At 72.9% G+C, this 23,467-nt stretch carries 18 protein-coding genes; 10 read left to right on the top strand and 8 right to left on the bottom strand.

Annotation, left to right across the window (positions count from 1 at the left end):
- Positions 1 to 61: 61 nt before the first annotated feature.
- A complete protein-coding gene (locus OIE69_RS15160; RefSeq protein WP_326572476.1) occupies positions 62 to 964 on the bottom strand; it encodes a PadR family transcriptional regulator in 903 nt (300 codons plus the stop codon).
- Between the two features lies 1 nt (position 965).
- On the bottom strand, positions 966 to 1,835 hold the full coding sequence (locus tag OIE69_RS15155) for a DUF4097 family beta strand repeat-containing protein (RefSeq protein ID WP_326572475.1): 870 nt from the start codon (positions 1,833 to 1,835) through the stop codon (positions 966 to 968).
- Positions 1,836 to 2,094: 259 nt separating this feature from the next.
- Here OIE69_RS15155 and OIE69_RS15150 point away from each other — a divergent pair, with 259 nt between their 5' ends.
- A complete protein-coding gene (locus OIE69_RS15150) occupies positions 2,095 to 2,667 on the top strand; it encodes a DUF4232 domain-containing protein (protein ID WP_326572474.1) in 573 nt (190 codons plus the stop codon).
- Between the two features lie 39 nt (positions 2,668 to 2,706).
- Here OIE69_RS15150 and OIE69_RS15145 read toward each other — a convergent pair whose 3' ends face one another.
- Positions 2,707 to 2,892 carry a DUF6104 family protein gene (locus OIE69_RS15145; RefSeq protein WP_326572473.1) on the bottom strand — a complete coding sequence of 62 codons (186 nt, stop codon included), beginning with the start codon at positions 2,890 to 2,892 and terminating at the stop codon, positions 2,707 to 2,709.
- 126 nt (positions 2,893 to 3,018) lie between these two features.
- Here OIE69_RS15145 and OIE69_RS15140 point away from each other — a divergent pair, with 126 nt between their 5' ends.
- From OIE69_RS15140 to OIE69_RS15100, 9 genes are all read left to right on the top strand, one after another.
- On the top strand, positions 3,019 to 3,360 hold the full coding sequence (locus OIE69_RS15140; RefSeq protein ID WP_326572472.1) for a CU044_2847 family protein: 342 nt from the start codon (positions 3,019 to 3,021) through the stop codon (positions 3,358 to 3,360).
- The gene (locus OIE69_RS15135) at positions 3,357 to 5,435 is read left to right on the top strand and encodes a VMAP-C domain-containing protein (protein WP_326572471.1); all 2,079 of its coding nucleotides are present in this window, start codon (positions 3,357 to 3,359) and stop codon (positions 5,433 to 5,435) included. Before OIE69_RS15140 ends, OIE69_RS15135 begins: the two co-directional genes overlap by 4 nt.
- Positions 5,436 to 5,578: 143 nt before the next feature.
- Positions 5,579 to 6,616, top strand: a complete 1,038-nt coding sequence (locus OIE69_RS15130; RefSeq protein ID WP_326572470.1) for an AAA family ATPase — start codon at positions 5,579 to 5,581, stop codon at positions 6,614 to 6,616.
- A gap of 6 nt (positions 6,617 to 6,622) precedes the next feature.
- The gene (locus OIE69_RS15125) at positions 6,623 to 9,862 is read left to right on the top strand and encodes an SAV_2336 N-terminal domain-related protein (protein WP_326572469.1); all 3,240 of its coding nucleotides are present in this window, start codon (positions 6,623 to 6,625) and stop codon (positions 9,860 to 9,862) included.
- 71 nt (positions 9,863 to 9,933) lie between these two features.
- Positions 9,934 to 10,134, top strand: a complete 201-nt coding sequence (locus OIE69_RS15120; protein WP_326572468.1) for a YxD-tail cyclophane-containing RiPP peptide — start codon at positions 9,934 to 9,936, stop codon at positions 10,132 to 10,134.
- Positions 10,135 to 10,382: 248 nt separating this feature from the next.
- Entirely contained in the window at positions 10,383 to 11,540 is a 1,158-nt protein-coding gene (locus OIE69_RS15115; protein WP_326572467.1) for an FxsB family cyclophane-forming radical SAM/SPASM peptide maturase, read from the top strand.
- An 83-nt stretch (positions 11,541 to 11,623) separates the two neighbouring features.
- Positions 11,624 to 14,608: an FxSxx-COOH system tetratricopeptide repeat protein gene (gene fxsT / locus OIE69_RS15110; RefSeq protein ID WP_326572466.1), complete on the top strand. Its 2,985-nt coding sequence runs from the start codon at positions 11,624 to 11,626 to the stop codon at positions 14,606 to 14,608.
- Between the two features lie 14 nt (positions 14,609 to 14,622).
- Positions 14,623 to 14,811, top strand: a complete 189-nt coding sequence (locus OIE69_RS15105) for a hypothetical protein (RefSeq protein WP_326572465.1) — start codon at positions 14,623 to 14,625, stop codon at positions 14,809 to 14,811.
- 26 nt (positions 14,812 to 14,837) lie between these two features.
- Positions 14,838 to 16,043 carry an FxsB family cyclophane-forming radical SAM/SPASM peptide maturase gene (locus tag OIE69_RS15100; protein WP_326572464.1) on the top strand — a complete coding sequence of 402 codons (1,206 nt, stop codon included), beginning with the start codon at positions 14,838 to 14,840 and terminating at the stop codon, positions 16,041 to 16,043.
- A 96-nt stretch (positions 16,044 to 16,139) separates the two neighbouring features.
- Here OIE69_RS15100 and OIE69_RS15095 read toward each other — a convergent pair whose 3' ends face one another.
- From OIE69_RS15095 to OIE69_RS15075, 5 genes are all read right to left on the bottom strand, one after another.
- Positions 16,140 to 19,982 carry a multifunctional oxoglutarate decarboxylase/oxoglutarate dehydrogenase thiamine pyrophosphate-binding subunit/dihydrolipoyllysine-residue succinyltransferase subunit gene (locus OIE69_RS15095; RefSeq protein WP_326572463.1) on the bottom strand — a complete coding sequence of 1,281 codons (3,843 nt, stop codon included), beginning with the start codon at positions 19,980 to 19,982 and terminating at the stop codon, positions 16,140 to 16,142.
- 204 nt (positions 19,983 to 20,186) lie between these two features.
- Positions 20,187 to 21,284, bottom strand: coding sequence for a HAMP domain-containing sensor histidine kinase (locus OIE69_RS15090; RefSeq protein WP_326572462.1), 1,098 nt, complete (start codon positions 21,282 to 21,284; stop codon positions 20,187 to 20,189).
- Positions 21,281 to 22,027, bottom strand: a complete 747-nt coding sequence (locus OIE69_RS15085; protein ID WP_089225195.1) for a response regulator transcription factor — start codon at positions 22,025 to 22,027, stop codon at positions 21,281 to 21,283. The genes OIE69_RS15090 and OIE69_RS15085 overlap by 4 nt, the downstream gene beginning before the upstream one ends.
- Positions 22,028 to 22,088: 61 nt before the next feature.
- Positions 22,089 to 22,772, bottom strand: a complete 684-nt coding sequence (locus OIE69_RS15080; protein WP_326572461.1) for a spermidine synthase family protein — start codon at positions 22,770 to 22,772, stop codon at positions 22,089 to 22,091.
- A 46-nt stretch (positions 22,773 to 22,818) separates the two neighbouring features.
- The gene (locus tag OIE69_RS15075) at positions 22,819 to 23,436 is read right to left on the bottom strand and encodes a hypothetical protein (RefSeq protein WP_326572460.1); all 618 of its coding nucleotides are present in this window, start codon (positions 23,434 to 23,436) and stop codon (positions 22,819 to 22,821) included.
- Between the last annotated feature and the right edge of the window lie 31 nt (positions 23,437 to 23,467).

Here is a 23,467-nt window from a genome sequence, read left to right as displayed (position 1 = left end):
ACGAGCCCACCCGCCCGCGCCCGGCGCGGGCGGGACGGGGCCCTTGCGTCCGGGGCGGGGCCTAGTTCCGGTCCTTGCGCCCGCCGCGCAGCACGACGCCGATGTGGGCCGCCGCCGTGGACAGATGGCGGCGCACCTCGCGCAGCTGCTCGGCGTCCACGCCGTTGTCGCGGGCGGCGTCGCGCACGTCGTCGCGGAAGCGGTCCAGCAGGCGCTCCAGGTCGCGGGCCGGGTCCTCGGTCACGGCGGCGTCCTCCGCGCCCCACTCGGGCGTCTCTGCGGGTTCCGGCTTCACATACGGCGGCCAGGTGGACGTACGGCCGAACTGGCCCAGCTCCCGGGTGAGTTCCGCCAGCCCCTCGCGGACGCCGGTCTGCCAGTCGCCGCGCCGGACGTGGTCCTGGACCTCCTCGTGGACACGGCGCGCGATGCGCTGCACCTCGTCCCGGGCGGCGTCCTGGGCCTCCCGCGCGGCACGCTTGGCGGTGCGGGCCTCCTCGCGGGCCTGCCGGATCTCCTCCTTCGAGCGGCGCATCTGCTCCTTCCAGTCCGCCGGGGAGGACTTGGGCTGGGTGCGCGAGGCCTGCTGCGCGGCCGCCCGGATCTCGCGCCGCAGGTCGCCCGCGGCGCCGCGCACGTCCTCGCGGATCTCGGCGGCGAGCGTGGAGACGGAGTCGCGGATCTCGTTCTCCAGGTCGACGATCTCGTCGCTGCGGGAGGCGAGTTCGGCGCGGCCCGCGTCGGTGATCGAGTACACCTTGCGGCCGCCCTCGGTGGAGTGGGTGACCAGGCCCTCCTTCTCCAGCTTGGCCAGCCGCGGGTAGACGGTGCCGGCGGAGGGGGCGTAGAGGCCGTGGAAGCGCTCCTCCAGCAGCCGGATCACCTCGTAGCCGTGGCGGGGGGCCTCGTCCAGCAGCTTGAGCAGGTAGAGGCGGAGCCGGCCGTGGGCGAAGACGGGGGCCATCTCAGACGTCCTTCCGGAACGGGTCCGTGTCCGCGGGTCCGTGGTCCTGCCGCGGCGGGCGGCGCAGCAGCGCGATCGCGCCCGACACCGTGGTGGCCTTCAGCCGGGAGCCGCCGGACCCCATCCGGCCGGAGATCCGCTTGGCCCCCCACTGCCCGCTGACCCGCAGCTCGTCGAAGGCGCAGGAGACGTCACCGCTGGTGGTGTTGGCGTCCACCTCGGCGTCCCCGGGGTCGGGGATGCGGATCGCGATCTCCCCGGAGACGGAGGTCAGCCGGACGTCGGCCCCGCTGCGCGGGTCCAGGTCGAGCACCATGTTGCCGCTGACGGAGTCGGCCTTGACGGTGGCGCCGCTGCCCTCGACCACGGTCAGGTCGCCGGAGACGGTGTTGACCCGAAGATCGCCGGAGACCGCCTGGGCCTCCACGTTCCCCGCCACCGTCTCGGCGGTCACCGGGCCGGCCTGGCCGACCAGCGTGATGTCGCCGTTGACGCCCCGCACGGCGGTGCGGTCGGAGATCCCGGAGACCACGGCACTGGCCCCGACCACGCCGACCGACACGTTGGTGCGCTGCGGGACCGCGAGCGAGACGACGGCGTGCCGCCGCCAGCCCTTGCGGTCGAGCCACTTGAGCAGGCCCTTCCACGGCAGGTCCTCGTAGGTGACGGTGAGCGTGCCGCCCTCGTGCGACACGATCAGCGGCGGGCCGTCGAGCTCGCTCACCTCCAGCCGGGCCGGGCCCTCGTCGACCCCGACCACGTTGACGGCGCCGTTGACGACGCGGACGTGCAGCGTGTCGACGCTCCCGTCGAAGACCATCTTGTGCGGCTCGGTGACCGTCCACTCCCGTGAGCCGGGTGTTCCGCTCATTTCGCCCCTCCTTGGGGTCACCCGGGCGCACCGGGACAACGACGGCAACGCAACATATCGCGTCTCTCCGAGAGACACGATATATCGCGTGGATCGGAAGTCAAGGGAGCGCCGTGCGCGCCGCGGTGGCGGTTCGCGGCGGAACGCGGACTCGGTACGGACGGTTGTGCGGCGTACGGGTGAGGTCCTTCACGCGGGACGTGACGTCGTGCGCGCCGTGACCGGCCGTACGGGGCGCCGGATGATGTGCTCGACCCCCATGCGCCCCCGCACCGCTCCGATCGCCACCGTCCTGCTCCTCTCGGGCCTCGTCCTCGCCGCCTGCGGCACCCGTGCCGAGACCGGTGCGCCCGCCGCCGAGGTGAGCCCCGCGCCCGCCCGGGTGAGTGCCTGCACGGCCGGCACGACCGCCGTGCGCTTCCTGGCCGCCGCCGTCCACGCGACCGCGCGGCGGCCCGCGGTCGCGAAGGTGGAGGTCACCAACACCTCGGGCGCCCCCTGCGCACTGGCCGGCGCCACGCGCCTCACCGCGAGGGACGACCAGGGCAAGGCCGCCCCCGTCGAGACCGACAACTCCGCCGCCGACACCCGGGCCGTCGACCTCCGCCCCCGCGCCACGGCCGTCGCCGACGTCGGGTACACCGACCTCAACTTCGAGGGCACCGCCTCGGCGCGCGAGGTCTGCCCCGTCCAGGCCTCGCGGGTGGAGATCGCGCTCCCCGGCGACGTGGCCCGGACCGTCGAGGTCACCGGGGCCGACGGCGCCCCGGCCGTCTTCAGCGTCTGCGGGGGGCGGGTGAGCTTCGGCGCCTTCGGCGCATCCCGCGCCTGAGGCGGGCGGCCCGGTGGCGGAGGGCGCCGGGGAGTGCGGTCACTCGTCCTCGTCCTCGTCGTCGTCCAGCCGGGCCAGCCAGGTCGCCAGCCGCTCCACGGGGATCTCGAACTCCGGGTTGAGGTCGACGAACTCCCGCAGCCGCTCGGCGAGCCACTCGAAGGTGACCTCCTCCTCGCCGCGCCGGTTCGCCAGTTCCTCGATGCCGCGGTCGGTGAAGTACAAGGGGTGCTCCGGAACACTCGGTCGGACGTTTCGCCCGGTCAGGATAGGCGGAATCGGGATTCTCCCGTGCAATGGCCCGTGCGGCGATAGCCTGATCATTCGACATCTCTTGGGGCGGAGGGTTCGATGGGGGAGCGAGCACGGCCGATCCGGCTGCCGGACGGCACGGAGATATGGGCCCGGGTGTCGAGACTGGACGACGAGGGCGACGGCGCGTACGAGGACGAGTGGGAGGACGTCGGCCTCTGGGACGCCGTGACCACCCGGGTCGAGGGGCTGCGGGAAATGGTCGGCGGGGTCGCGGCCTCCGTGCGGGAGGCGGCCGCCGCGGCGAAGCCGCAGGAGTGGAGCGTCACCTTCGGGGTGGAGGTGGCCGCCAAGCCGGGCAAGGCCGTCGCGCTCCTCGCCGACGGTGAGGCCAAGGCGAATCTGTCGATCACGCTCACCTGGCGGGACGCGGGGCAGTGACGCGGCTGCGGGACTCCCGTGAGCGTTCCGACCAGGACCGCCTCGACGAACTGCGACGCCTGGTCGAGGACGCCACCGTCGGCATCCGCGCCCTGCCGGGCCCGAACGGCGCCGGGCGCGCCAAAGGCTGGGGGAGCGGCTTCCTGGTCGCCCCCGGCTGGGTGCTCACCTGCGCACACGTCCTGGCGCACTCCGACGGCCGGCGCCGCGGGACGGGCCGGGACGAGGAGATCGGCGTCGTGGTCGACGGCGGCAGGGTCGTCCGCGGCCGGCTCGCCTACCACCTGGCCGGGGAGTCCGCGGCCGTGCCGGCCCGCTGGGACGGCGGCACGGACACCGAGCCCTACGCGCCCTCGGCGATGAACATCCATCCCGACCTCGCGCTGATCCGCCTGCTGGAGGAGGTGCCGGACCACTCGTGCGTCTGGCTCACCGACCGGACCGGGGTGCCGATCGGCGAGGCGCACATCTTCGGGCGCCAGGACGACGACGACCCCGCGGCCGGACCCTGGGAGGTCAGCTGCCGCCTCGTCGGGCAGGAACGCGGGCAGTTGCTGCTCGACGCCCGGGCCCGGCCGCGCCCGGGCGTCTCCGGCGGCCCGCTGGTCGACATGGAGCGCGGCGAGGTGGCCGGGGTGGTCAAGGCCCGCAGCCGCGAGGGCTCGTCCACGGTGCTCGCCGTCCCGCTCTCCGCGCTGCGGGCGCTCACCGCGGACCACCACGTGCCGGGCGCACCGGACCTCGGCCCGGAGCCGTACGACGCGCTGATGCGGCTGCACGACCGGTGGCACGCCGCCCGGCAGAAGCCCGGCGGCGGAGCGGTCCGCACCTGGGCGGACGTCCAGCGGCACCTGCCGGCCGCCGCCCGGGGCCGGCGCGTACTGGACCGGGTGCGCGTGCTCGACCTGCTGGCGGACCTCCCCGCCCCGCGTCACCCGGCCCTGGTGGAACGGATCGCCGCCAAGGCGCAGCGGTCGCCCGGCAAGGCCTGGACCCCGCGGCTGTCGACCTGGCGCGACGGTCAGGGCGTCCTCTACGACCTCGACCCCGCGCGTGAACTGCGGATGTTCCTGCGCTACCTCCTGCTGGCCGCCGCGGAGTCCGAGCGCGCCGCCCGCGACAACGGCGACGCGGCGGCACTGCGCCAGGCCGAGCGGCTGCGGGAATGGGCGGAGGGGCGCGCCGGGGACATGGACGTCGAGGAACGCGAGGACCTGGGGAAGGCCTGGCAGCGCCTGCCGTCCTCGGTACTCGTCGAGTTCGAGCCCCGGCCGTACGACGACGGGTCCCCGGTGTTCGACTGGACGATCCGCCTGGGCTACGGCGGGGGCGTCTGGGCGTCCGAGGTCGTCGGCGAGGATCCCCGGGGGTTCCCCTTCGACCACGCCGTCTGGCACGTGGAACGCCGGCTGCACGAGGTGCTGGACGGCGCCGACGGTCCCGGCGGCACCCCGGCGAGGCTGGAGGTCGCCCTGCCCGAGGAGCACTTCGGCACCGCGGCCCACCACTGGCTCGCCGCCCAGAGCCGCGCGGTCGGCCTCGGCCGGGCCGTGGTCGTCCGCGACGTGGGGCGCCGCGGCGCCCCCGACCCCCGCTGGGAGGCGCGCTGGCAGCGGCTCACCGGCGCGGACCGGCTGCAGCCGCTGCGCATGGCGCACGCGGGGAGCGTGCTCGCCCGGCGCGAGATCGACGCGGGGGACGACGGGGCGGTGCCGGTGCTCTGTTTCTCCGTCGGCGACGGCCTCGGCTGCGTCGCCGCCGGGGTCGCCCTGGACAGCGGCTACGCGGTGGCGGTGTGGCGCTCCGACGGCCATCCGCCGGAGCGGTGCGCCGAGGACTGCGACGTCTTCCACGCCCGCATCACCGCACTCCTCGCCCCGTCCGAGACCGCGGCCGGCGGTGTTTCGGTACGTGAACTCCCGGAAAAGCTCCGTGAGTTGAGGAACGCCGCAGTGGAGAAGGAAGCCGGTTCCGAATGGGTCGCGGGCGTGGTCCTGCTGTACGACGATCCGGGCGATCCGCTGCCCCAACTCTCCGCCCCGCTCGTACACTTCCCCTCTTCGCGAGGCCGGTGACCCGACCGGAATCCGTCGTGACCTTCCGTATGCGTGGGTAGTGTCATAGCGTCCCTGTCGAGAGCGTGGACGCCGTCCGACCGACCCCACCGCCCGACCCTCTGACGTCTACCGGCTGGATCGCCAGCGATGAGGAGTACGACGTGAGCGAGTGGCTGATCTATCGTGGCGCGGGCGCTCCGCACGACGGGATCACCGAGCTGCCGCCGCCCCCGCCCTGGCGGGATTTCGACGGCGCGCCCCTCGTGCCGGACCCCGCCCCGCTGGACCCCGCCTCCGAGCGCAGGCTCGGCGTGCAGCGCCGCCAGGCCGCCTTCCACCGGCCCGGCAGCCAGGAGCGCGAGCTGGTGAACGCCGCGCTCTACCTGCGCCGCCCGCTGCTGGTGACCGGCGAGCCGGGCAGCGGCAAGAGCACGCTCGCGCACTCCGTGGCCTACGAACTGGGCCTCGGCCGGGTGCTCAACTGGCCCATCGTCAGCCGCAGCACCCTGCGCGACGGCCTCTACCAGTACGACGCGATCGGGCGCCTGCAGGACCTTCAGATCGAACGCGGCTCCGGCGGCTCGGCCTTCGCGGAGGGCGGCCGCGGTGACGAACCGGGCGGCGGCATCGGCCGCTACATCCGGCTCGGCCCCCTCGGCACCGCCCTGCTGCCCTCGAAGCGGCCCCGGGTGCTGCTCATCGACGAGCTCGACAAGAGCGACATCGACCTGCCCAACGACCTCCTCAACGTGCTGGAGGAAGGCGAGTACACCATCCCCGAGCTGGAGCGCATCACCGACCGCGCGCGCGAGGTGCCGGTGCGCTGCGACGACGGCACGGTGGTGACGGTCCGCGACGGCAAGGTGCGCTGCAACGCGTTCCCCTTCATCGTCCTGACCAGCAACGGCGAACGGGACTTCCCCGCCCCGCTGCTGCGCCGCTGCATCCACCTCCAACTCGCCACCCCCGACAAGGACCGTCTGGCGGGCATGGTGCGCGCGCACTTCGGTGAGGCCGCGGCCGAACGCTACGACTCGGTCATCGAGAGCTTCCTCGCCCGCTCCCCGGGCGACGTGCGCGCCGTCGACCAGTTGCTCAACGCCATCCATCTCATCCAGCAGGCCGGCTGGACCGACGAGGAGGAGACCCGGCAGCGGCTCACCGCGGAGCTCCTGCGCCCGCTCGACCGGACGAGGTGACCGGCTGTGCCCACCGGCACCGGCGAGGCCGGCCGCCGGCCCCTCACGGACCTCGTCGGGCGGTTACGGGCGTCGGGGGTCGACCTCGACGCCGAGGGGATCGCCGACGCCCTGTGGCTCGCGCAGTGGGTCGACCCGGGCGACGGCGCCACCGGCGCGGGGGTCACGGCGACCGCCGGAGGGCTTCCCGAGGCGTCAGATCAAGCCAATCTGCGGCCGCCGCGCTCCGGCACCACCGCGACGGTGCCGGAAGCCGGCACGGGCCGCACCCCGCCCGTGGACCGGAAGGGGGCGCAGCCGCCCCGCCGCACCGTCGATCTGCTGCCGGTGCGTACCGGCAGCCCCGCGGACGGTCGCGGCCCGCTCAGCGAGATCGCCGTGCCCACCGCGTCCGCCTTCCCCGCGCTGCTGCCGCTCCAGCGGGCGCTGCGCCCCATGCAGCAGTACCGGCCGCCGGTCGCGCCCGCGCGCAGCGAACTCGACGAGGACGCCACCGCGGAACGGACCGCCGGCTCCGGCCTGGTCTGGCCCGTCCTGCGGGGCGTCCGGCGCCACGAGGCGGACCTCCAGCTGCTCATGGACGGCTCGGCCTCGATGGCCGTGTGGGAGCAGATGCTGCAGGAACTGCGCGAGGTGGGTGAACGCGTCGGCGCCTTCCGCACGGTGACGGTGCGCTACCTGCGCCCGCACGGCGGCGGCGTCGGCGCGGCCGCCGGGCCCGGCCCCGACGAACCCCTCAGTCCCGCCGAGCAGCTGTACGACCCCACGGGCCGCCGGCTGAGCCTGGTCGTGAGCGACTGCGCGGGCCCGCTGTGGCAGGACGGCCACATGCACCGGCTGCTGTGGCGCTGGGCGGAGCACGTGCCCGTCGCCGTGCTGCAGCCGCTGCCGCAGCGCTTGTGGTCCCGCACGTTCCTGCCCGCCGCGACGGGCGTCCTCCGGCGCAGGCCGGGTACCTATCGCGCGCTGGAGTTCCATCCGCAGCGCCGCGGGCGGGCCACGCCCGCGCTGCCCGGCGCGCTGCCCGTACCGGTGCTGTCGGCGGTCCCGGCCGCGCTGGGCGCATGGGCCCGGCTGGTGTCGGGCGCCGCCGGGGTCTCGCTGCGCGGCGCCGCCGCATGGGTGGCCGCCGACACCGGGCCGGAGCTGCCCGTCGTGCCCGACGTGCGCGACCGGGACCCCGGGGAACTGCTGCACGCCTTCGACACCTCCGCCTCGCCGCTGGCCCGTCAGCTGGCCGTGCACCTGTCGGCGGCGCCGCTGGCACTGCCCGTCATGCAGCTCGTGCAGCGCGCCATGCTCCCCCAGACCGGCCCCACCGAGCTCGCCGAGGTGCTGCTCAGCGGCCTGGTCGTGTCGGCCGGTCCGACGGCGGGGACGGGCGTGGGCGGGGGCGAGGCGGCGGACAGCCCGTGGTACGACTTCGTCCCCGGCGTGCGCGACCTGTTGCTGCGACGGCTGAGCGCGGGCGAGGCGGCACTCGTCCTCAAGCACTGCTCCCTGTACATCGAGAAGGCCTTCGGCCGCAGCGCCCGCAACTTCCCCGCGGTGGCCGTGGCCTACCTCTCCGGGGCGGGCCGCGAACCCGAGACCGGGCCCGACGCCGTGCCGGAGCCCTTCGCGCGGGTCTCCGAGCGGGTCCTGCGCCGCTTCGAGCCCTCCCTCGACCTCGCCGGCGCGGCCTCCTGGCCGGACCCGGCACCCATCGGCTCCGCCGGTCCGGCAGCCCTCGGGATCGACCGGCTCGAACGGTACGAACGGGCGGGCTCCGTCCGCGACCTGCTGGAGGCGGTACGCCTGCTGCGTGCCGCGGCCGGCCCGCCGGCGACCGATCCCCCCGTCCCCGGCACCGTCGGCAGCAGGTTCGCCGACGCGCTCCGCCATGCCTGGCGGGAGTGGGGCGACTCCGGGGTCCTCGACGAGGCCGAGCGGGCCGCCAGGGCCGGGCTCGCGGCCGACGCCGGACCGTACGCCCGCCTCGCCCTGGCCCGCGTGCTCGCCGAACGCGCCGACGCGGGCATCGCCGCCGGACGCCCCGACACGGCCCTGCCCGGCCTGCGCGAGGCCGCCGACCACTGCCGGGCCGCCCTGGACCGCGAGGCCGACGCCGGTCCCCCGCTGCTGCTGTCCTGCGCCCTGCAACTCGCGGAGCTCCTGCGCACGTGGCAGGCCCTCGAGCCGTCCGGCCCGGCCCGCCACGCACTGCTCCAGGAGGCCGAGGAGGCCTGCAACGCCCAGCTGAGCCGCTGGCGCCCCGCGGAGCTCCCCAGTGCGCTGCTGCTCGGCCGCGGACGGGTGCTGCTCGACCGCGCCCGCGGCACCGGTGAGGCGTCGTTCGCGGTGCGGGCCGTGTCCGACCTGCGCGCGGCCGTCGGCCTGATGCGCGCCGACCAGGTGCCGGCGGGGGAGCTGCGCCGCCCGCTGCTCGACCTCGCCGAGGCGCTGACCCTCGAGCCGGGCCATCGAGGCGTCGACGAGGCGTACGACCTGCTCACCGAAGCCGCCGCCATCGCCCGCGAACTCGGCGACGGCCCCGCCGAGGCGGAGTGCCTGCGCCGCGTCGCCGAGACCGGCCGGGCCCGCTGGGAGCACACCGGTGACACCGCTCACCTGGTGGCCGCGGACACCACCCTGACCAGGGCCCAGCGCCTCGTCCCGCACGACGCGCCGGTCCACGTCGAACTGCTCGTGACCCGCGGCGAAGTCGCCCTGCAACGGGCCGAACTGGACCCGCAGGACATCCGCGTGGTGACCGAGGCCGTCCACGTCCTGCGCGAGGCCGTCGCCGAGACCGCGCCCCACGCCCCGCGCGCCGCCGCGCGCCGACTGCTCTTCGGGCACGCCCTGCGGCTGCGGCACGAACGCCAGGGCGGTCTCGCCGACCTCCACGAGGCCGCCTGGATACTCGAACTCGCCACCCGCGCGGCGGACGACGAGACCGCGGCCCGCGCCTGGCTCGAACTCGGCGACGTCCAGGTCCTGCTGGCGGGCCGCACCGGCGCCGTCGCCTCCCTCACGCGTGCCGCCGAGGCGTACGCGGGGGCCGTCCGGCGCACGCCCGGTCCGCTCCTCGAGGCCCGCGCACACCACCGCCGCGCAACGGTCCTGGAACGCACAGCGGGCGCTGCCGTGGCCATCCCGATCTACCTCAGGTCCGCTGATGCGTGGAGAGCCGCAGGTGCCGCCGACAGCGACGAGGCCCAACTGACCGACGACCGGATCAGGTCCCTGCGCCCACGGCATTGATGCCACATGCGTTTCCCGGAACCTCAGTTCGGGCATCCCCGTCCAGCAGGCCACCCCCAGAGGAGAACAGAGTGCACAGTCCTCCGACGAGCGGACCGCCGGAGGAGCGGCAGGAGTGCACGGAGCCGCTCCCGGACTTCTCCGGAGTCGATGTCCCGTCGCTGCGGGATACCCCCGGGCATCCGGTGCTTTCCGTGATCGTGGCCGATCTGCTGGGCCACTGGCCGGCGGAGGGGGAGGCGGTGGCGTACTACGACGACAGTCCGCCGTAGACGGGCGGTGGCGTGCGGCATCGTTTTCGAGACCGATTCGGTGGCGGCGGCGTGCCGCGCGCCGACCGGTCGTCCGAGCCGTTGGCCCATGCATGGAATGCAGCCCGGCCGGGTATGGTCCGGCCACCCGGAGACCGTCAGGGGGCGTCGTGGTCGGTGGGGCCGGTTCCTCTGCCGCAGGCGACGGTGCCGAACTGGCACCGTGGCCACTGCAGTTGCTGGATGTTCCCGGGTTACGGCAGGCCGGCGTGGCCCGCGTCCCGTTCCGGCAGTTCGTTCTCAAGATCCACAGCCGCTGCAACCTGGCCTGCGAATACTGCTACATATACGAGGGCGCGGATACGAGCTGGCGCCGGCGACCCGTCCGGATGGCGCCCGACATCCTGCGCCGGACTGTGCGGCGGATCTCCGAACACGCGGCGACGCACGGGCTTGCCGGAATCCGAGTCGACCTGCACGGCGGTGAACCGCTCCTGGCCGGTCCCGGGCCGCTGGTGAGTGCCGCGGCGCAATTGCGTGCCGCGCTGCCCCCGTCGTGCGTCCTGGACATCACCGTTCAGACGAACGGGACGCTCCTCACCGAAGCCGTGCTGGACCGGCTCTCCGCTGCCGGCATCCGGGTGGGGATCAGTCTGGACGGTGGCACCGCGGTACTGAACGCGCGCCGTGTCGACCACGGCGGGCGGCCGTCCTGGCCGGCTGTCTCCCGGGCGGCGCGACTGCTGAGCACACGCCCGGGTACGTACTCGGGCGTTCTTGCCACGATCGACGTCGACGCGGACCCCGCCGAGGTCTACTCGTCCTTGGTGTCGCTGCGGCCGCCCTCGATGGACCTGCTGCTGCCGCACGCCAACTGGACGACCCGCCCGGCGGTGGGCGACGGCGAACCCGCCCCACACGGGCGGTGGCTGCGTACCGCCTTCGACCTGTGGTGGGACGCCGTTCCGGCGGCTCCCCCGGTCCGGCTCTTCCGCGAGATCATCGGACTGCTCCTGGGCCGGCCCGGCACCAGCGAAGCTGTGGGGCTGTCACCGATGGCGGCGCTCGTGGTGGACACCGATGGGTCGATCGAACAGGTGGACTCCCTGAAATCGGCATATGAGGGCGCCACCGTCACGGGATTCCATGTGGCGACCGAGGCCTTGGACGACGTCCTCGACCACCCGGGAGTCGTCGCCCGTCAGCTGGGGTCGGCCGGCCTCGCCCCCCAATGCGGGCGCTGTTCGCTGGCCGGGGTGTGTGGCGGTGGAAACTACGCGCATAGATACCGGGAGGGTTCCGGCTACCTTCACCCGTCTGTGTACTGCGCGGACCTCGAAACGCTCATCAGGCATGTCGCTCTCCGCCTCCAAGCGGCGCTGCCCTATACCCCCGACCGCGTGGCCGATCTCCCCACCACGCCCTAGGCTGGTTATTTCTGATGGTGCGCCATGTTCTAATGGGCGCCTTGTCACCCGCCCCGCTGTGCCCTCACTAGGGAGACGTTCGCATGGCAGAGCAAGCCCGGACCGTAATCCCTGGCGAGCACTTCACCATCAGTTACGCGGGCTTCAACCGTCCATGGGCCGCCTGGATCTCGCATCAGCTGGAGCAGTTGGGGCACGGCACCACGCTACTGCGCTGGGACCCCGGTGCCGAGGGGAGCCTGATCGACGCCCTCTCGGACTTATTGCAGGCCCCCGGGCGGATCCTGCTTCTTCTCGACAACTGGTACTTCCGGCTGGGCCCGCGCACGCGTGACGAGTGGGTGACGGCACTGCGCGAGGTCGTCCCGCCGAACGCGGAGCGGTTCGCCGCGGTGAGCGTCGCGACCGAATCGCTGCCGTCCACCGTTGCCGCCTTGCGGCCGGTCGATCTGCGCGAGTTGGCGGCGGCCGAGGCCCGTCGCCGCATTCTTCGCCGGCTTGACATCGACCCGGCGGCGACGATCCCGGTCAACGGCACGGAGAAGGCGCCGCGCTTTCCCCTCGACCCACCCGAGATCCGCAAGACCCCCCGCCGCAACGACCGCTTCACCGGGCGGGATCCCGTGCTGGAGAAACTCCACGACCTGCTGACGGCCGGCGGGGACGAGGGCGCCCGGTGTTCTCTCTACGGCATCTCGGGCGTGGGCAAGAGCCAGATCGCGCAGGAGTACGCCCACCGCTTCGGCAACGCCTACGACGTCGTCTACTGGGTCAGTGCCAGCTACCGGGGTACCGCGCGTGAGCAGCTCGCGCAGCTGGCCGATCGCCTGGGCCTCCCCGTCGGGCAGGAGATCGGCGACCGAATCCGTGCCGTCCACGAGGCTCTGCGCATCGGCCGGCCCTACGGCCGCTGGCTGCTGGTCTTCGACGGCGCCGACTACATGGACCAGGTCGAGGACCTGATCCCCGAGGGCCGCGGCCACGTGCTGCTGACCACCCTCACCCGCGACTGGTCCGCCACCGGGCGCACCCAGGAGATCGAGGTACTGCCCTTCCTGCGCGAGGAGAGCGTCGCCTACGCCCTGCGCAGGGCGCCGCGCCTGACGTCGGGCGAAGCCAACGACCTCGCCGACGCCGTCGAGGACCTGCCTCTGCTGCTGGCCCAGACCGCCGCCTGGCTGGACACCAACCCGATGCCCGCCCGGGAGTACGTGGCCCTCATCCGGCGGGGCGAACCGAGCCAGGTGGGGATCGGCATCGGCGAGAACTACCCGATGAGCTTCCAGACCAGTTGGTCGATAACGCTGAACACCCTCCGCGACCGCACGCCGGAGGCCGCCGAGCTGCTCAAGGTACTGGCCTTCTTCTCCCCGGACGCCATTCCCGTCCGGCTGATCCAGTCCGCCCGCGCTCGCGACCTGCCCGAGCACCTTGCGACCCTTGCCGCGGACCCGATCGGCTGGCACACCGCGTTGCGCCGCCTGTCGGAGGCCACCGCGGTCCGGCTGGACTACGAGACGACCTCCGGCCAGGAGACCGTGGTGGACACGGTGCAGATGCACAAGCTCTACCACGGCTTTCTTCGCAACGACCTGAGCGAGGACGAGCGCGACAAGCTGTCCGTGACCACGTGCCGCATCCTGGTCCGCGCGGACCCCCGTCGGCCTACGGAGCCGGGTGAGTGGCACCGCTACGCGGAGCTCTTCCCGCACCTCAAGCACTCGGGTGCGCTGGAGAGCACGGACGAGGATGTGCAGGACCTCGTTCTCAACTGCATCAACTACCTGCGCACGCGGGGCGAGTACCGCACCGGCCTCGCCCTGTGCGAGCAGGCCCTGGCGCGGTGGCGCGGCCGCATCCCGCCGACTCGCCGGATCATGCTGATCGCGACACTCCAGCACACCAACCTCCTGCGCAGGTCGGGTCGTTACCGTGAGGCCGAGGCCGTGGGCCGGTCGGTCGTCCACGCCTTCTCGGACCGGGCGCCCGACGATCCGGACCTGCTCACCGCCCGCAACGCCCTCGGCGGCGCCCTCCTGGCGCTCGCCCGTTTCCGCGAGGCCCGCGAGCTCTACGACGACATGCACCGGCAGTACCAGCGGACCGTCGGCGCCGAGAGCCCGCGCACCCTCCAGGCGCGGGAGAACCTGGGCCTCGCGCTCGGCCTGCTCGGGCGGTACGAGGACGCGTTGGAGGCGCATGACGAGAACGTGGTCGTGCGCACCCGGCTGTACCGGGCCGACAACCCCGACACGCTGCGTTCCGGACTGTCGTCCGCGTGGATGCTTCGCCTCCTGGGCCGATATGCGGAGGCCATGTCAAAGCAGGAGCTCAACCTGCGCCTGCATCGCCAGCGTCTCGGGGCGAACAACCCCGAGACGTTGCGGGCCGAGCACAACCTCGCCCTGTGCATGCGCCGTCAGGGAGAACTGTCCGGAGCCGAGCAGTTGATGAGCAGCGTCGTGGCACGCTGCGCGCAGGTGCAGGGTCCGCGCCACCCGGAGACGCTGATGATGCAGGCGGACTTCGCCACGTTCACCCGGGAGCACGGCAACCTCGACCAGAGCCGCGAGCTGTCCGGGACGGTCGCCGAGCGCTACCGCGACCTGGTGGGCGAGGACCATCCGTACGCCATCGGCACCCGCGGCAACACGGGTCTGGTGCTGTGGGAGTACGGAGAGCGGGAGGCCGCGCTGGACATCGCCGAACGCGCGCTCGTCGGCATGCGCAGGGCCGTCGGCGAGGACCACCCCTGGGCCCTCGGCTGCGCCCTCAACGCCTCCGGCGCGCGGCATCTGGCGGGCAACGAGGAGGACGCCCTGGAGCTGAGCCGCCACAATCTCCGGCAGGCCGTGCGCATCATGGGCGACACCCACCCCCTGACCCTGTCCAGCAAGGCGGCGCTCGCCGACGACCTGCGGTCGCTGAGGCGCGCCGAGGAGGCCGGCAAGCTGGAGCGCGAGGCGCTGCAGCAGCTGACGGACACCCTGGGTGCCCAGCACCCGCACACGATGTCGGTGCGCCGCCGTGAGCGGCCGTACTGGGACTTCGAACCCCAACCCATCTGAAAGGCGCGAAGACGATGCACGACACCCATGAGCCGGCCCCCTCGGGCGAAGCGCTGCCGGACCTGTCGGGTCTGGACGTGAGTTCGCTGGCCGGCCATGCAGGGCGCCCGGCGCTCACCTCGCTGGCGCCGGTGCTGCAGGCCAGGAACGAGGCGGGCGGCACCATGGTGGCCTTCTACGAGGACGGCATCTTCATCGCCTGATCCGGCCGTTCACACGCACATTCCTCATGTGGCCCTTGCAGAGCCTCGATGTCGCCGGGGTGCGCCGTGCGGGAATCGCTCCCGTGCCGTTCCGGCAGTTCGTGCTGAAGGTGCACAGCCGGTGCAATCTGGCGTGCACGTATTGCTATGTCTACCGGGGGGCGGACGAGAGCTGGCGGGACCGTCCGGCCCGGGTGCCGGAGGCGGTGGTGGCCCGGGCGGCGGAGCGGATCGCGGAGCACGTGGAGGTGCACGCGCTGTCGGCGGTGCACGTCAACCTGCACGGCGGTGAGCCGCTGCTCGCGGGGCCCGCCCCGCTGGTGGGGTACGTCGGGACGGTGCGGCGGGCGGTGGCGGAGCGGGTGCCGGGGTGCGCGGTCCACGCCTCGGTGCAGACGAACGGCACGCTGCTCACGGAGGCCGGGGTCGCGGCGCTGGCGGATGCCGGCATCCGGATCGGGGTGAGCCTGGACGGGGGTACGGCGGCGCTGAACCACCGCCGTGTGGGCCACAACGGGCGCCCGTCCTGGCCCGCGGCGACGCGCGGACTGCGGCACCTGGCCCGCCGCCCGGAGGCCTATGCGGGGGTGCTGTGCACCATCGACCTGGCATCCGACCCCGTCGAGGTGTACGAGTCGCTGGCGGCCCTGGAGCCGCCCTCGATGGACCTGCTCCTGCCCCACGCCAACTGGTCCTCGCCGCCCCCCGGCAAGCCCGCGGGCCGCGAGCCCGGCCGCGGCGGTCCGGCCCCCTACGCCGACTGGTTGATCCGGGCCTTCGACCGCTGGTTCGAGGCGACGGCCGGCGCTCCGCCCGTACGGCTCTTCGCCGAGATCATCGGCCTGCTGCTGGGGCTGCCGAGCGGCGCGGAGGCCGTCGGCACCTCACCCGTCGCGGCGGTCGTCATCGAGACCGACGGTGCGATCGAGCAGGTCGACTCGCTCAAGACCGCCTACGAGGGCGCACCCGCCACCGGTTTCGACGTCTTCCGCAACTCCTTCGACGAGGCCCTCGACCACCCCGGGGTGGTCGCCCGCCAGCTCGGCACGGACGCCCTGTCCGCCACCTGCCGCAGCTGTCCCGTCGTCGCCGTGTGCGGGGGCGGCAACTACGCCCACCGCTACCTGGCCGGGAAGGGCTTCCGCAACCCCTCCGTCCACTGCCCCGACCTGGAGAAGCTCATCCGGCACGTCGCGTCCCGGTTGCGGGCCGTCGCGGACACGCGTTCCTGATCCCCGCCACCCGGCACCCGGTCGCCCCGCGCACGCGGAGGGGCCCCGCACTCGGTGAGTGCGGGGCCCCTCCGCGCGCTGTCGCTCAGCGGTGCCTCAGAGGTCGAAGACCTCGTGCACCAGCTGCTCCTGCTCCTGCTGGTGCCGCTTGGCGGAACCGACCGCCGGCGACGAGGAGGACGGACGCGAGACACGACGCAGCCGGTCGGCGTTGTCGGGCGCGGCGCCGAGCACCAGGTCGAGGTGGTCGATCAGGTTGAGGGCGATGAACGGCCAGGCACCCTGGTTGGCCGGCTCGTCCTGGGCCCAGACGTACTTCTGGGCCTTGGTGAACGGGGCCAGGGCGGCCTGGATCTCCAGACCCGGCAGCGGGTAGAGACGCTCGATGCGGATGATGGCGGTGTCGAAGGCACCGCGCTTCTCGCGCTCGGCGACGAGGTCGTAGTAGACCTTGCCGGAGCAGAAGACGACCTTGCGGACGTCCTCGGGCCTGCCCGCCCCGGAGGCGAAGTGCGGGTCGTCGATGACCGGCTGGAACTGGCCGGAGGTGAACTCCTCCGTCCGCGAGGTCGCCGCCTTCAGGCGCAGCATCGACTTCGGGGTGAAGACGATGAGCGGCTTGTGGTGCGGGTTGTGGACCTGCCACCGCAGGAGGTGGAAGTAGTTCGCCGGGGTGGTCGGGACCGCGACCGTCATGTTGTTCTGCGCGCACAGCTGCAGGAAGCGCTCGATGCGGGCGGAGGAGTGGTCCGGGCCCTGGCCCTCGTAGCCGTGCGGCAGCAGCAGGGTGACGCCGGAGGTCTGGCCCCACTTCTGCTCGGCCGAGCTGATGAACTCGTCGACGACGGTCTGGGCGCCGTTGACGAAGTCGCCGAACTGGGCCTCCCAGGCCACCAGCGCGTCCGGGCGGGCCAGCGAGTAGCCGTACTCGAAGCCCATCGCCGCGTACTCGCTGAGCAGCGAGTCGTAGATGTTGTAGCGCGCCTGGTCCTCGGACAGGTACAGCAGCGGGGTGTAGTCCTCGCCGGTCTCCCGGTCGACCAGGACGGCGTGCCGCTGGCCGAAGGTGCCGCGGCGGGAGTCCTGGCCGGCGAGGCGGACCGGGGTGCCCTCCATCAGCAGGGAGCCGATGGCGAGGGTCTCGCCCATGGCCCAGTCGATGGTGTCGTCCTCGACCATGGCCGCGCGGCGCTGCAGCTGCGGCATCAGACGCGGGTGGACGGTGATCCGCTCCGGGATGTTGACCTGCGAGGCGGCGATCCGCTTCACGGTCTCCTGGCTGATCGCGGTGCCCACCGGGACGGGGAACTCGGGACCCGCGGCCTGGGTCTCCTCCTGCTGCGCGGTGGCCGGCGCGGTCGCCTCGCGGACCTCGGTGAAGACCTTCTCCAGCTGGCCCTGGTAGTCCTGCAGGACCTGCTCGGCCTCTTCCAGGGTGATGTCGCCGCGACCGATGAGGGACTCGGTGTAGAGCTTGCGCACCGAGCGCTTCTTGTCGATCAGGTCGTACATCAGCGGCTGGGTGAAGGACGGGTTGTCGGCCTCGTTGTGACCGCGGCGGCGGTAGCAGATGAGGTCGATGACGACGTCCTTGTTGAACGCCTGGCGGAACTCGAAGGCGAGCCGCGCGACGCGGACCACGGCCTCCGGGTCGTCGCCGTTCACGTGGAAGATCGGCGCCTCGATCATGCGCGCGACGTCGGTGCTGTACATCGACGAGCGCGAGGACTCCGGGGCGGCGGTGAAGCCGACCTGGTTGTTGATCACCACGTGCACGGTGCCGCCGGTGCGGTAGCCGCGCAGCTGCGACATGTTCAGGGTCTCCGCCACGACGCCCTGGCCGGCGAAGGCCGCGTCGCCGTGGAGCACGACCGGCATGACGGTGAAGTCCGTGCCGCCCTTGCCGATGACGTCCTGCTTGGCGCGGGCGATGCCCTCGACGATCGGGTCGACCGCCTCCAGGTGCGAGGGGTTGGCGGCCAGTGAGACGGTGATCTGCTCGCCGTCCAGACCGGTGAAGGTGCCCTGGGCGCCCAGGTGGTACTTCACGTCGCCGGAGCCGTGCATCGACTTCGGGTCGAGGTTGCCCTCGAACTCGCGGAAGATCTGCGCGTACGACTTGCCGACGATGTTGGCGAGCACGTTGAGGCGGCCGCGGTGGGCCATGCCGATGACGACCTCGTCCAGACGCGACTCGGCGGCGGCGTCGATGACGGCGTCGAGCAGCGGGATGACGGACTCGCCGCCCTCCAGCGAGAAGCGCTTCTGACCGACGTACTTGGTCTGCAGGAAGGTCTCGAAGGCCTCGGCGGCGTTCAGCCGGCGCAGGATGCGCAGCTGCTCGTCGCGCTCGGGCTTGGTGTGCGAGCGCTCGACGCGGTCCTGGATCCACTTGCGCTGCAGCGGGTCCTGGATGTGCATGAACTCGATGCCGACGGTGCGGCAGTAGGAGTCGCGCAGCACGCCGAGGATGTCGCGCAGCTTCATCATCGACTTGGCGGCGAAGCCGCCGACGGCGAACTCGCGCTCCAGGTCCCACAGGGTGAGCCCGTGCTCGGTGATGTCCAGGTCGGGGTGCTTGCGCTGCTTGTACTCCAGCGGGTCGGTGTCGGCCATGACGTGGCCGCGGACCCGGTAGGAGTGGATCAGCTCGAAGACGCGGGCGGCCTTGGTGACGTCGTCGTCGTGGCTGGCGTCGATGTCCTTGAGCCAGCGGACCGGCTCGTAGGGGATGCGCAGCGCCTTGAAGATGTCGTCGAAGAAGTTGTTCTCGCCCAGCAGGAGCTGGTTCATGATGCGCAGGAACTCGCCGGACGCGGCACCCTGGATGACCCGGTGGTCGTAGGTGCTGGTCAGCGTCATGACCTTGGAGATGCCCAGCTTGTTCAGGGTGTCCTGGGAGGTGCCCTGGAACTCGGCGGGGTAGTCCATGGAGCCGACGCCGAGGATCACCGACTGGCCGGGCATCAGGCGCGGCACCGAGTGGACGGTGCCGATGCCGCCGGGGTTGGTCAGCGAGACGGTCACACCGGAGAAGTCGTCCATCGTCAGCTTGCCGACGCGGGCGCGGCGGACGATGTCCTCGTAGGCCTGCCAGAACTCGAAGAAGTTGAGGGTCTCGGCCTTCTTGATGGCCGCGACGACCAGCTGGCGGTCGCCGTTGGGCTTGACCAGGTCGATGGCGAGGCCGAGGTTGACGTGGTCGGGCTTGACCAGCGTCGGCTTGCCGTCCTTCTCCGCGAACGACCAGTTCATCGCCGGCATGATCTTCAGCGCCTGCACCATGGCGTAGCCGATGATGTGGGTGAAGGAGACCTTGCCGCCGCGGGCGCGCTTGAGGTGGTTGTTGATGACGATGCGGTTGTCGAACAGCAGCTTCACCGGGATGGCGCGCACGGACGTGGCCGTGGGCAGCTCCAGCGAGGCGTTCATGTTCTTCGCCACGGCCGCGGACGGGCCGCGCAGCGTCACGTACTCCGGGCCCTTGGGCGCCTCGGTCGCCGGGGCGGCCTTCGCGGTCGGCTGCGGCTGCGCCGGAGTGGGCTTCTCGGCGACGGGCTTCGCCGGAGCCGGAGCCGGAGCCGGCGCGGCGGGCGCGACCGGCGCGGGGGCCGGGGCCTGGGCGGCCGGGGCCGGCGCGGCGGCGGGCGTCACGGGCGGTGCGACCGGTGCTGCGGCAGCGGGTGCGGCCGGAGCGGCCGGCGGCGCTGCGGGGGCCGGCTGAGGCTGGCCCGAGGCGACTGCGGAACCCGTATCCGCCCCCGGCTTGTAATCGGCGAAGAAGTCCCACCAGGCTCGGTCGACCGAGTTCGGGTCCTGGAGGTACTGCTGGTAGATCTCATCGACAAGCCACTCGTTAGGCCCGAATCCCGCGGCAGGGCCCTGGCCCTGCCCATCGGTTTCGGTCGGGACGCTCGAGCTACTGGGGTGTGGCGACACGGCGGCAACCGCCCTCTTCCGCTTCACAAGGTGATGGACAGCGGAAATAAAGGCTACGCCTACCTGAGCGTTTCCTGCAGGCGGGGAGCCCAGTCGTCGCCTAAGTCACATCGGAAAGGCGGTTTCGGGGCGGAGTTTGGCGGGAATGGGGTGCTGAATCGACTGGTCCGGTTGCCTCCGGCAACGTCTGCCCAGGCCGGAGCGTCAAGCCGGCGCCGCGGTGGACCCCGGGAGGGTGACGCGGATCCGGCAGCCGCGGGGGGACTCGGCCACCGCGATGCGTCCGCCGTGGAGGTCCACCGCCCAGCGCGCGATCGCCAGTCCCAGCCCCGTCCCGCCGTCGCCCGGTCCCGCGGTGCCACGGTTGAACCGCTCGAAGACGCGGGTGCGCTCGGACTCCGGTATGCCCGGGCCCTCGTCGAGCACCTCCAGGTCGAGACTGCCGGGGCCGGTGCCGCGGCGCGCGCGGACGGTGACCCGGCCGCTGGGCGGGCTGTGCTTGACGGCGTTGTCGATCAGGTTGGCGACCACCTGGTGCAGCCGCTCGGCGTCCGCGTACGCGGTCAGCTCCGGCGGTGAGACGTCCAGGTGGAGGTGGACGTCCTTGCGCGCCCGCCGGCCCGGGGCCTGGCCGTCCTGCAGTCCGAGGCCGGCCGTCTTGATCACGGCCGAGAGATAGGGCCAGACCTCGAAGCGCTTGGCGTCCAGCGGCACGATGCCGTTGTCCAGGCGGGAGAGGTCCAGCAGGTGGGCGACGAGCAGGCTCAGCCGCTCCGCCTGCTGCAGCGCGGTGCGCATGGTCTCCGTGTCGGCCTCGGAGACCCCGTCGACCACGTTCTCCAGGACCGCGCGCAGTGCCGCGATCGGGGTGCGCAGCTCGTGTGAGACGTTCGCCACCAGCTCCTTGCGGTGCCGGTCGACGGCCTCCAGGTCGGCGGCCATCCGGTTGAAGGTCTCGGCCAGTTCGCCGACCTCGTCGCGGCGCACCGCGGTGACCCGCCGGCTGTAGTCGCCGCGCACCATGGCGCCGGCGGCCGAGGTCATCTCGCGCAGGGGCGCGGTCAGTCCATGCGCCACCAGTTGCGAGATCAGCAGCGAGGCGATGATCGAGAAGATGGTGATGATCCGGATCTCGGTCGCGGAGTGCATCGCCACGAAGACCAGGCCGGTGGTGATCAGCACCGAGGCGAGCACCAGGTACTGCAGTGCCGCCTTGATCGACCGGAAGGGGTCGTACGGCCTCAGCGCGGCCCACACGCGTTCCCGCAGCTTCGGCGGGCGCGGCGCGCTGTAGGGGCTCACGGCGTGGGCGTCTCGAGCGCGTAGCCGACGCCGTGCACGGTACGGATGCGCTCCGCGCCGATCTTCCGCCGCAACGCCTTGACGTGGCTGTCGACGGTGCGGGTGCCGGAGGCGTCCGCCCAGTCCCACACCTCGGCGAGCAGCTGCTCCCGGGAGAGCACCGCGCGCGGCTGCTGGGCCAGGCAGACCAGCAGGTCGAACTCGGTCGGGGTGAGGTGCACGTCGGCGCCCCGGACCCGGACCCGGCGCTGGGCGTTGTCGATCTCCAGGTCGCCGAGCTGCATGTTGGCGCCGCGCGGGTCGCGGGCGGCGATCGTGGCGCGCTCCACGCGACGCAGCAGCACGTGCACCCGGGCGACCAGCTCGCGCAGCGAGAAGGGCTTGGTCATGTAGTCGTCGGCGCCCACGCCGAGCCCGACGAGCATGTCGGTCTCGTCGTCGCGGGCGGTCAGCATCAGCACCGGGACGGGGCGCGAGGCCTGCACACGACGGCAGACCTCCAGGCCGTCGTACCCGGGGAGCATGACGTCGAGGACGAGGAGGTCGGGCTGCCAGGAGGCGGCGGTCTCCACGGCGGCGGGGCCGTCGCCCGCGGTGCGGACCTGGAAGCCCTCGGCCCGCAGGCGTACCGCGATGGCGTCGGCGATCGTCGCGTCGTCCTCCACCACGAGCACGCGGCGCTGCGCACCGGGGGTGGCCGCCACCGCTGCGGCGTCGAGCGTCGTCGGCTGTGTGCTGTCCATGTGGGGTCCCCCATGGTCGTTTGCGTTGCGCTGCAGCGTACGGGGCGGGACGACGCCGCGGCTATGCGGGTTTGGTTGCCAGGTGCACGACATCCGGAACGCCCCGATTCACCGGGATCTCGATGGTCCGGACCTGCGTGAACCGCGCCGACCTCAGTGCGTCGTCGAACGCGGCGGACGGCTGCGCCGACCATACCGCCAGTACGCCACCGGGTTCGAGCCGCTCCCCGCAGGCCGCGAGGCCCGCCGGACCGTACAGACACCCGTTGCCCTCGGTGACCGTCCAGTCCGGGCCGTTGTCGATGTCCAGGCAAAGTGCGTCGTACGTCACGTCCGCGTTCCGGACGTAGGCCACCAGATCACCCTCGACCACGCTGACCCGCGGATCCTCCAGCGCCCCTTCGGAGAAGGCCCCCAGCGGGCCCGCGCGGTGCCAGTCGACCACCGCCCGCTCCCGCTCGGCCACCGCGATCCGCGCCCAGCGCGGCTCGCCCGCCGCCCGCGCCAGGGAGAAGCCCACCCCGAGCCCGCCGATCAGCACCGACAGGCCGGTCCGGTCCGCCGGAAGCGCGGCCAGGGCCGCGTCGACCAGCAGGCGCTCGGAGCGGCCGTCGGAGGTGTCCATCAGGAAGGTGCCGTTGGCGATGATCTCGTAGCGTCCGCCGGTGCGCCGCAGAACCACCTCGCCGAACGGCCCGTCACGCCGGTCGAGCGTGACGGGCCGTTCCTCGTCGTTCGTGTACATGGACCCAGCGTAGTGAGGTGGTTGTGCGGGAAGGCCGGGCCGGGTGTCAGCGGCCGCGGGTGCGCGCCGGGCCCCGGACCGTCACCAGGACGACCCCGCCCGCGAAGAGGACGGCGGCGGTCGCCCAGGCCGCGGGCTGCGCGCCGGGCTGCATCGACCACGCCCACACCGCGGCCGCCCCGCCCGGCGTGCGGGGGGCGGCGAGAAGGACACCCAATCCGTAGACCATCGGGGGCGCCCAGCTCAGGCGGGCACCGAGCAGGACGGCTCCGGCGCAGGCCAGGCCGGTGAAGCCCAGGACTCCCCGGATCGCCGTCTGCGCGCCGAATCCGTGTGCCGCGTTCGGCGCCGCCAGGCCGAGAGAGCAGGCCGACACGATGGTGGCGGTCAGGATGTGTGTCGCGCGCCAGCGCCACCAGGGCAGCGGCGCGCAGTGGTCCAGCTCGGCGGAGGGGCTGTGCAGGCTGCTCACGGTGATCGCCGCGGTCAGGATCGGTAGCAGTACGAACAAGGGGACGCCGCTGGTGCGCTCGAACAGCGGGCGGTGGATCACCCAGCCCGCGATCCAGGTGTTCGCGGTGAGCAGCACGGCCAGGGCGGTCGCGGCTCCCGGCAGACCGCGTGAGCGGGCATAGAGGTAGAAAAGGGACGGCCTGGGGTTCACGGTTCCTCGATCGGTACGGGCGAGTGGGGCG

Source organism: Actinacidiphila glaucinigra (assembly GCF_035918135.1).
Taxonomy (GTDB): Bacteria; Actinomycetota; Actinomycetes; order Streptomycetales; family Streptomycetaceae; genus Actinacidiphila; species Actinacidiphila glaucinigra.
This window is presented reverse-complemented; position numbering and strand designations above follow the sequence as displayed.

What these genes read in the sequence shown, in the direction of transcription:
- OIE69_RS15080 (WP_326572461.1), bottom strand. Translation starts at nt 22,772, where the DNA reads ATGTACACGAACGACGAGGAACGGCCCGTCACGCTCGACCGGCGTGAC.
- OIE69_RS15085 (WP_089225195.1), bottom strand. Translation starts at nt 22,027, where the DNA reads ATGGACAGCACACAGCCGACGACGCTCGACGCCGCAGCGGTGGCGGCC.
- OIE69_RS15160 (WP_326572476.1), bottom strand. Translation starts at nt 964, where the DNA reads ATGGCCCCCGTCTTCGCCCACGGCCGGCTCCGCCTCTACCTGCTCAAG.
- OIE69_RS15105 (WP_326572465.1), top strand. Translation starts at nt 14,623, where the DNA reads ATGCACGACACCCATGAGCCGGCCCCCTCGGGCGAAGCGCTGCCGGAC.
- OIE69_RS15140 (WP_326572472.1), top strand. Translation starts at nt 3,019, where the DNA reads ATGGGGGAGCGAGCACGGCCGATCCGGCTGCCGGACGGCACGGAGATA.
- fxsT (WP_326572466.1), top strand. Translation starts at nt 11,624, where the DNA reads ATGGCAGAGCAAGCCCGGACCGTAATCCCTGGCGAGCACTTCACCATC.
- OIE69_RS15150 (WP_326572474.1), top strand. Translation starts at nt 2,095, where the DNA reads ATGCGCCCCCGCACCGCTCCGATCGCCACCGTCCTGCTCCTCTCGGGC.
- OIE69_RS15100 (WP_326572464.1), top strand. Translation starts at nt 14,838, where the DNA reads ATGTGGCCCTTGCAGAGCCTCGATGTCGCCGGGGTGCGCCGTGCGGGA.
- OIE69_RS15155 (WP_326572475.1), bottom strand. Translation starts at nt 1,835, where the DNA reads ATGAGCGGAACACCCGGCTCACGGGAGTGGACGGTCACCGAGCCGCAC.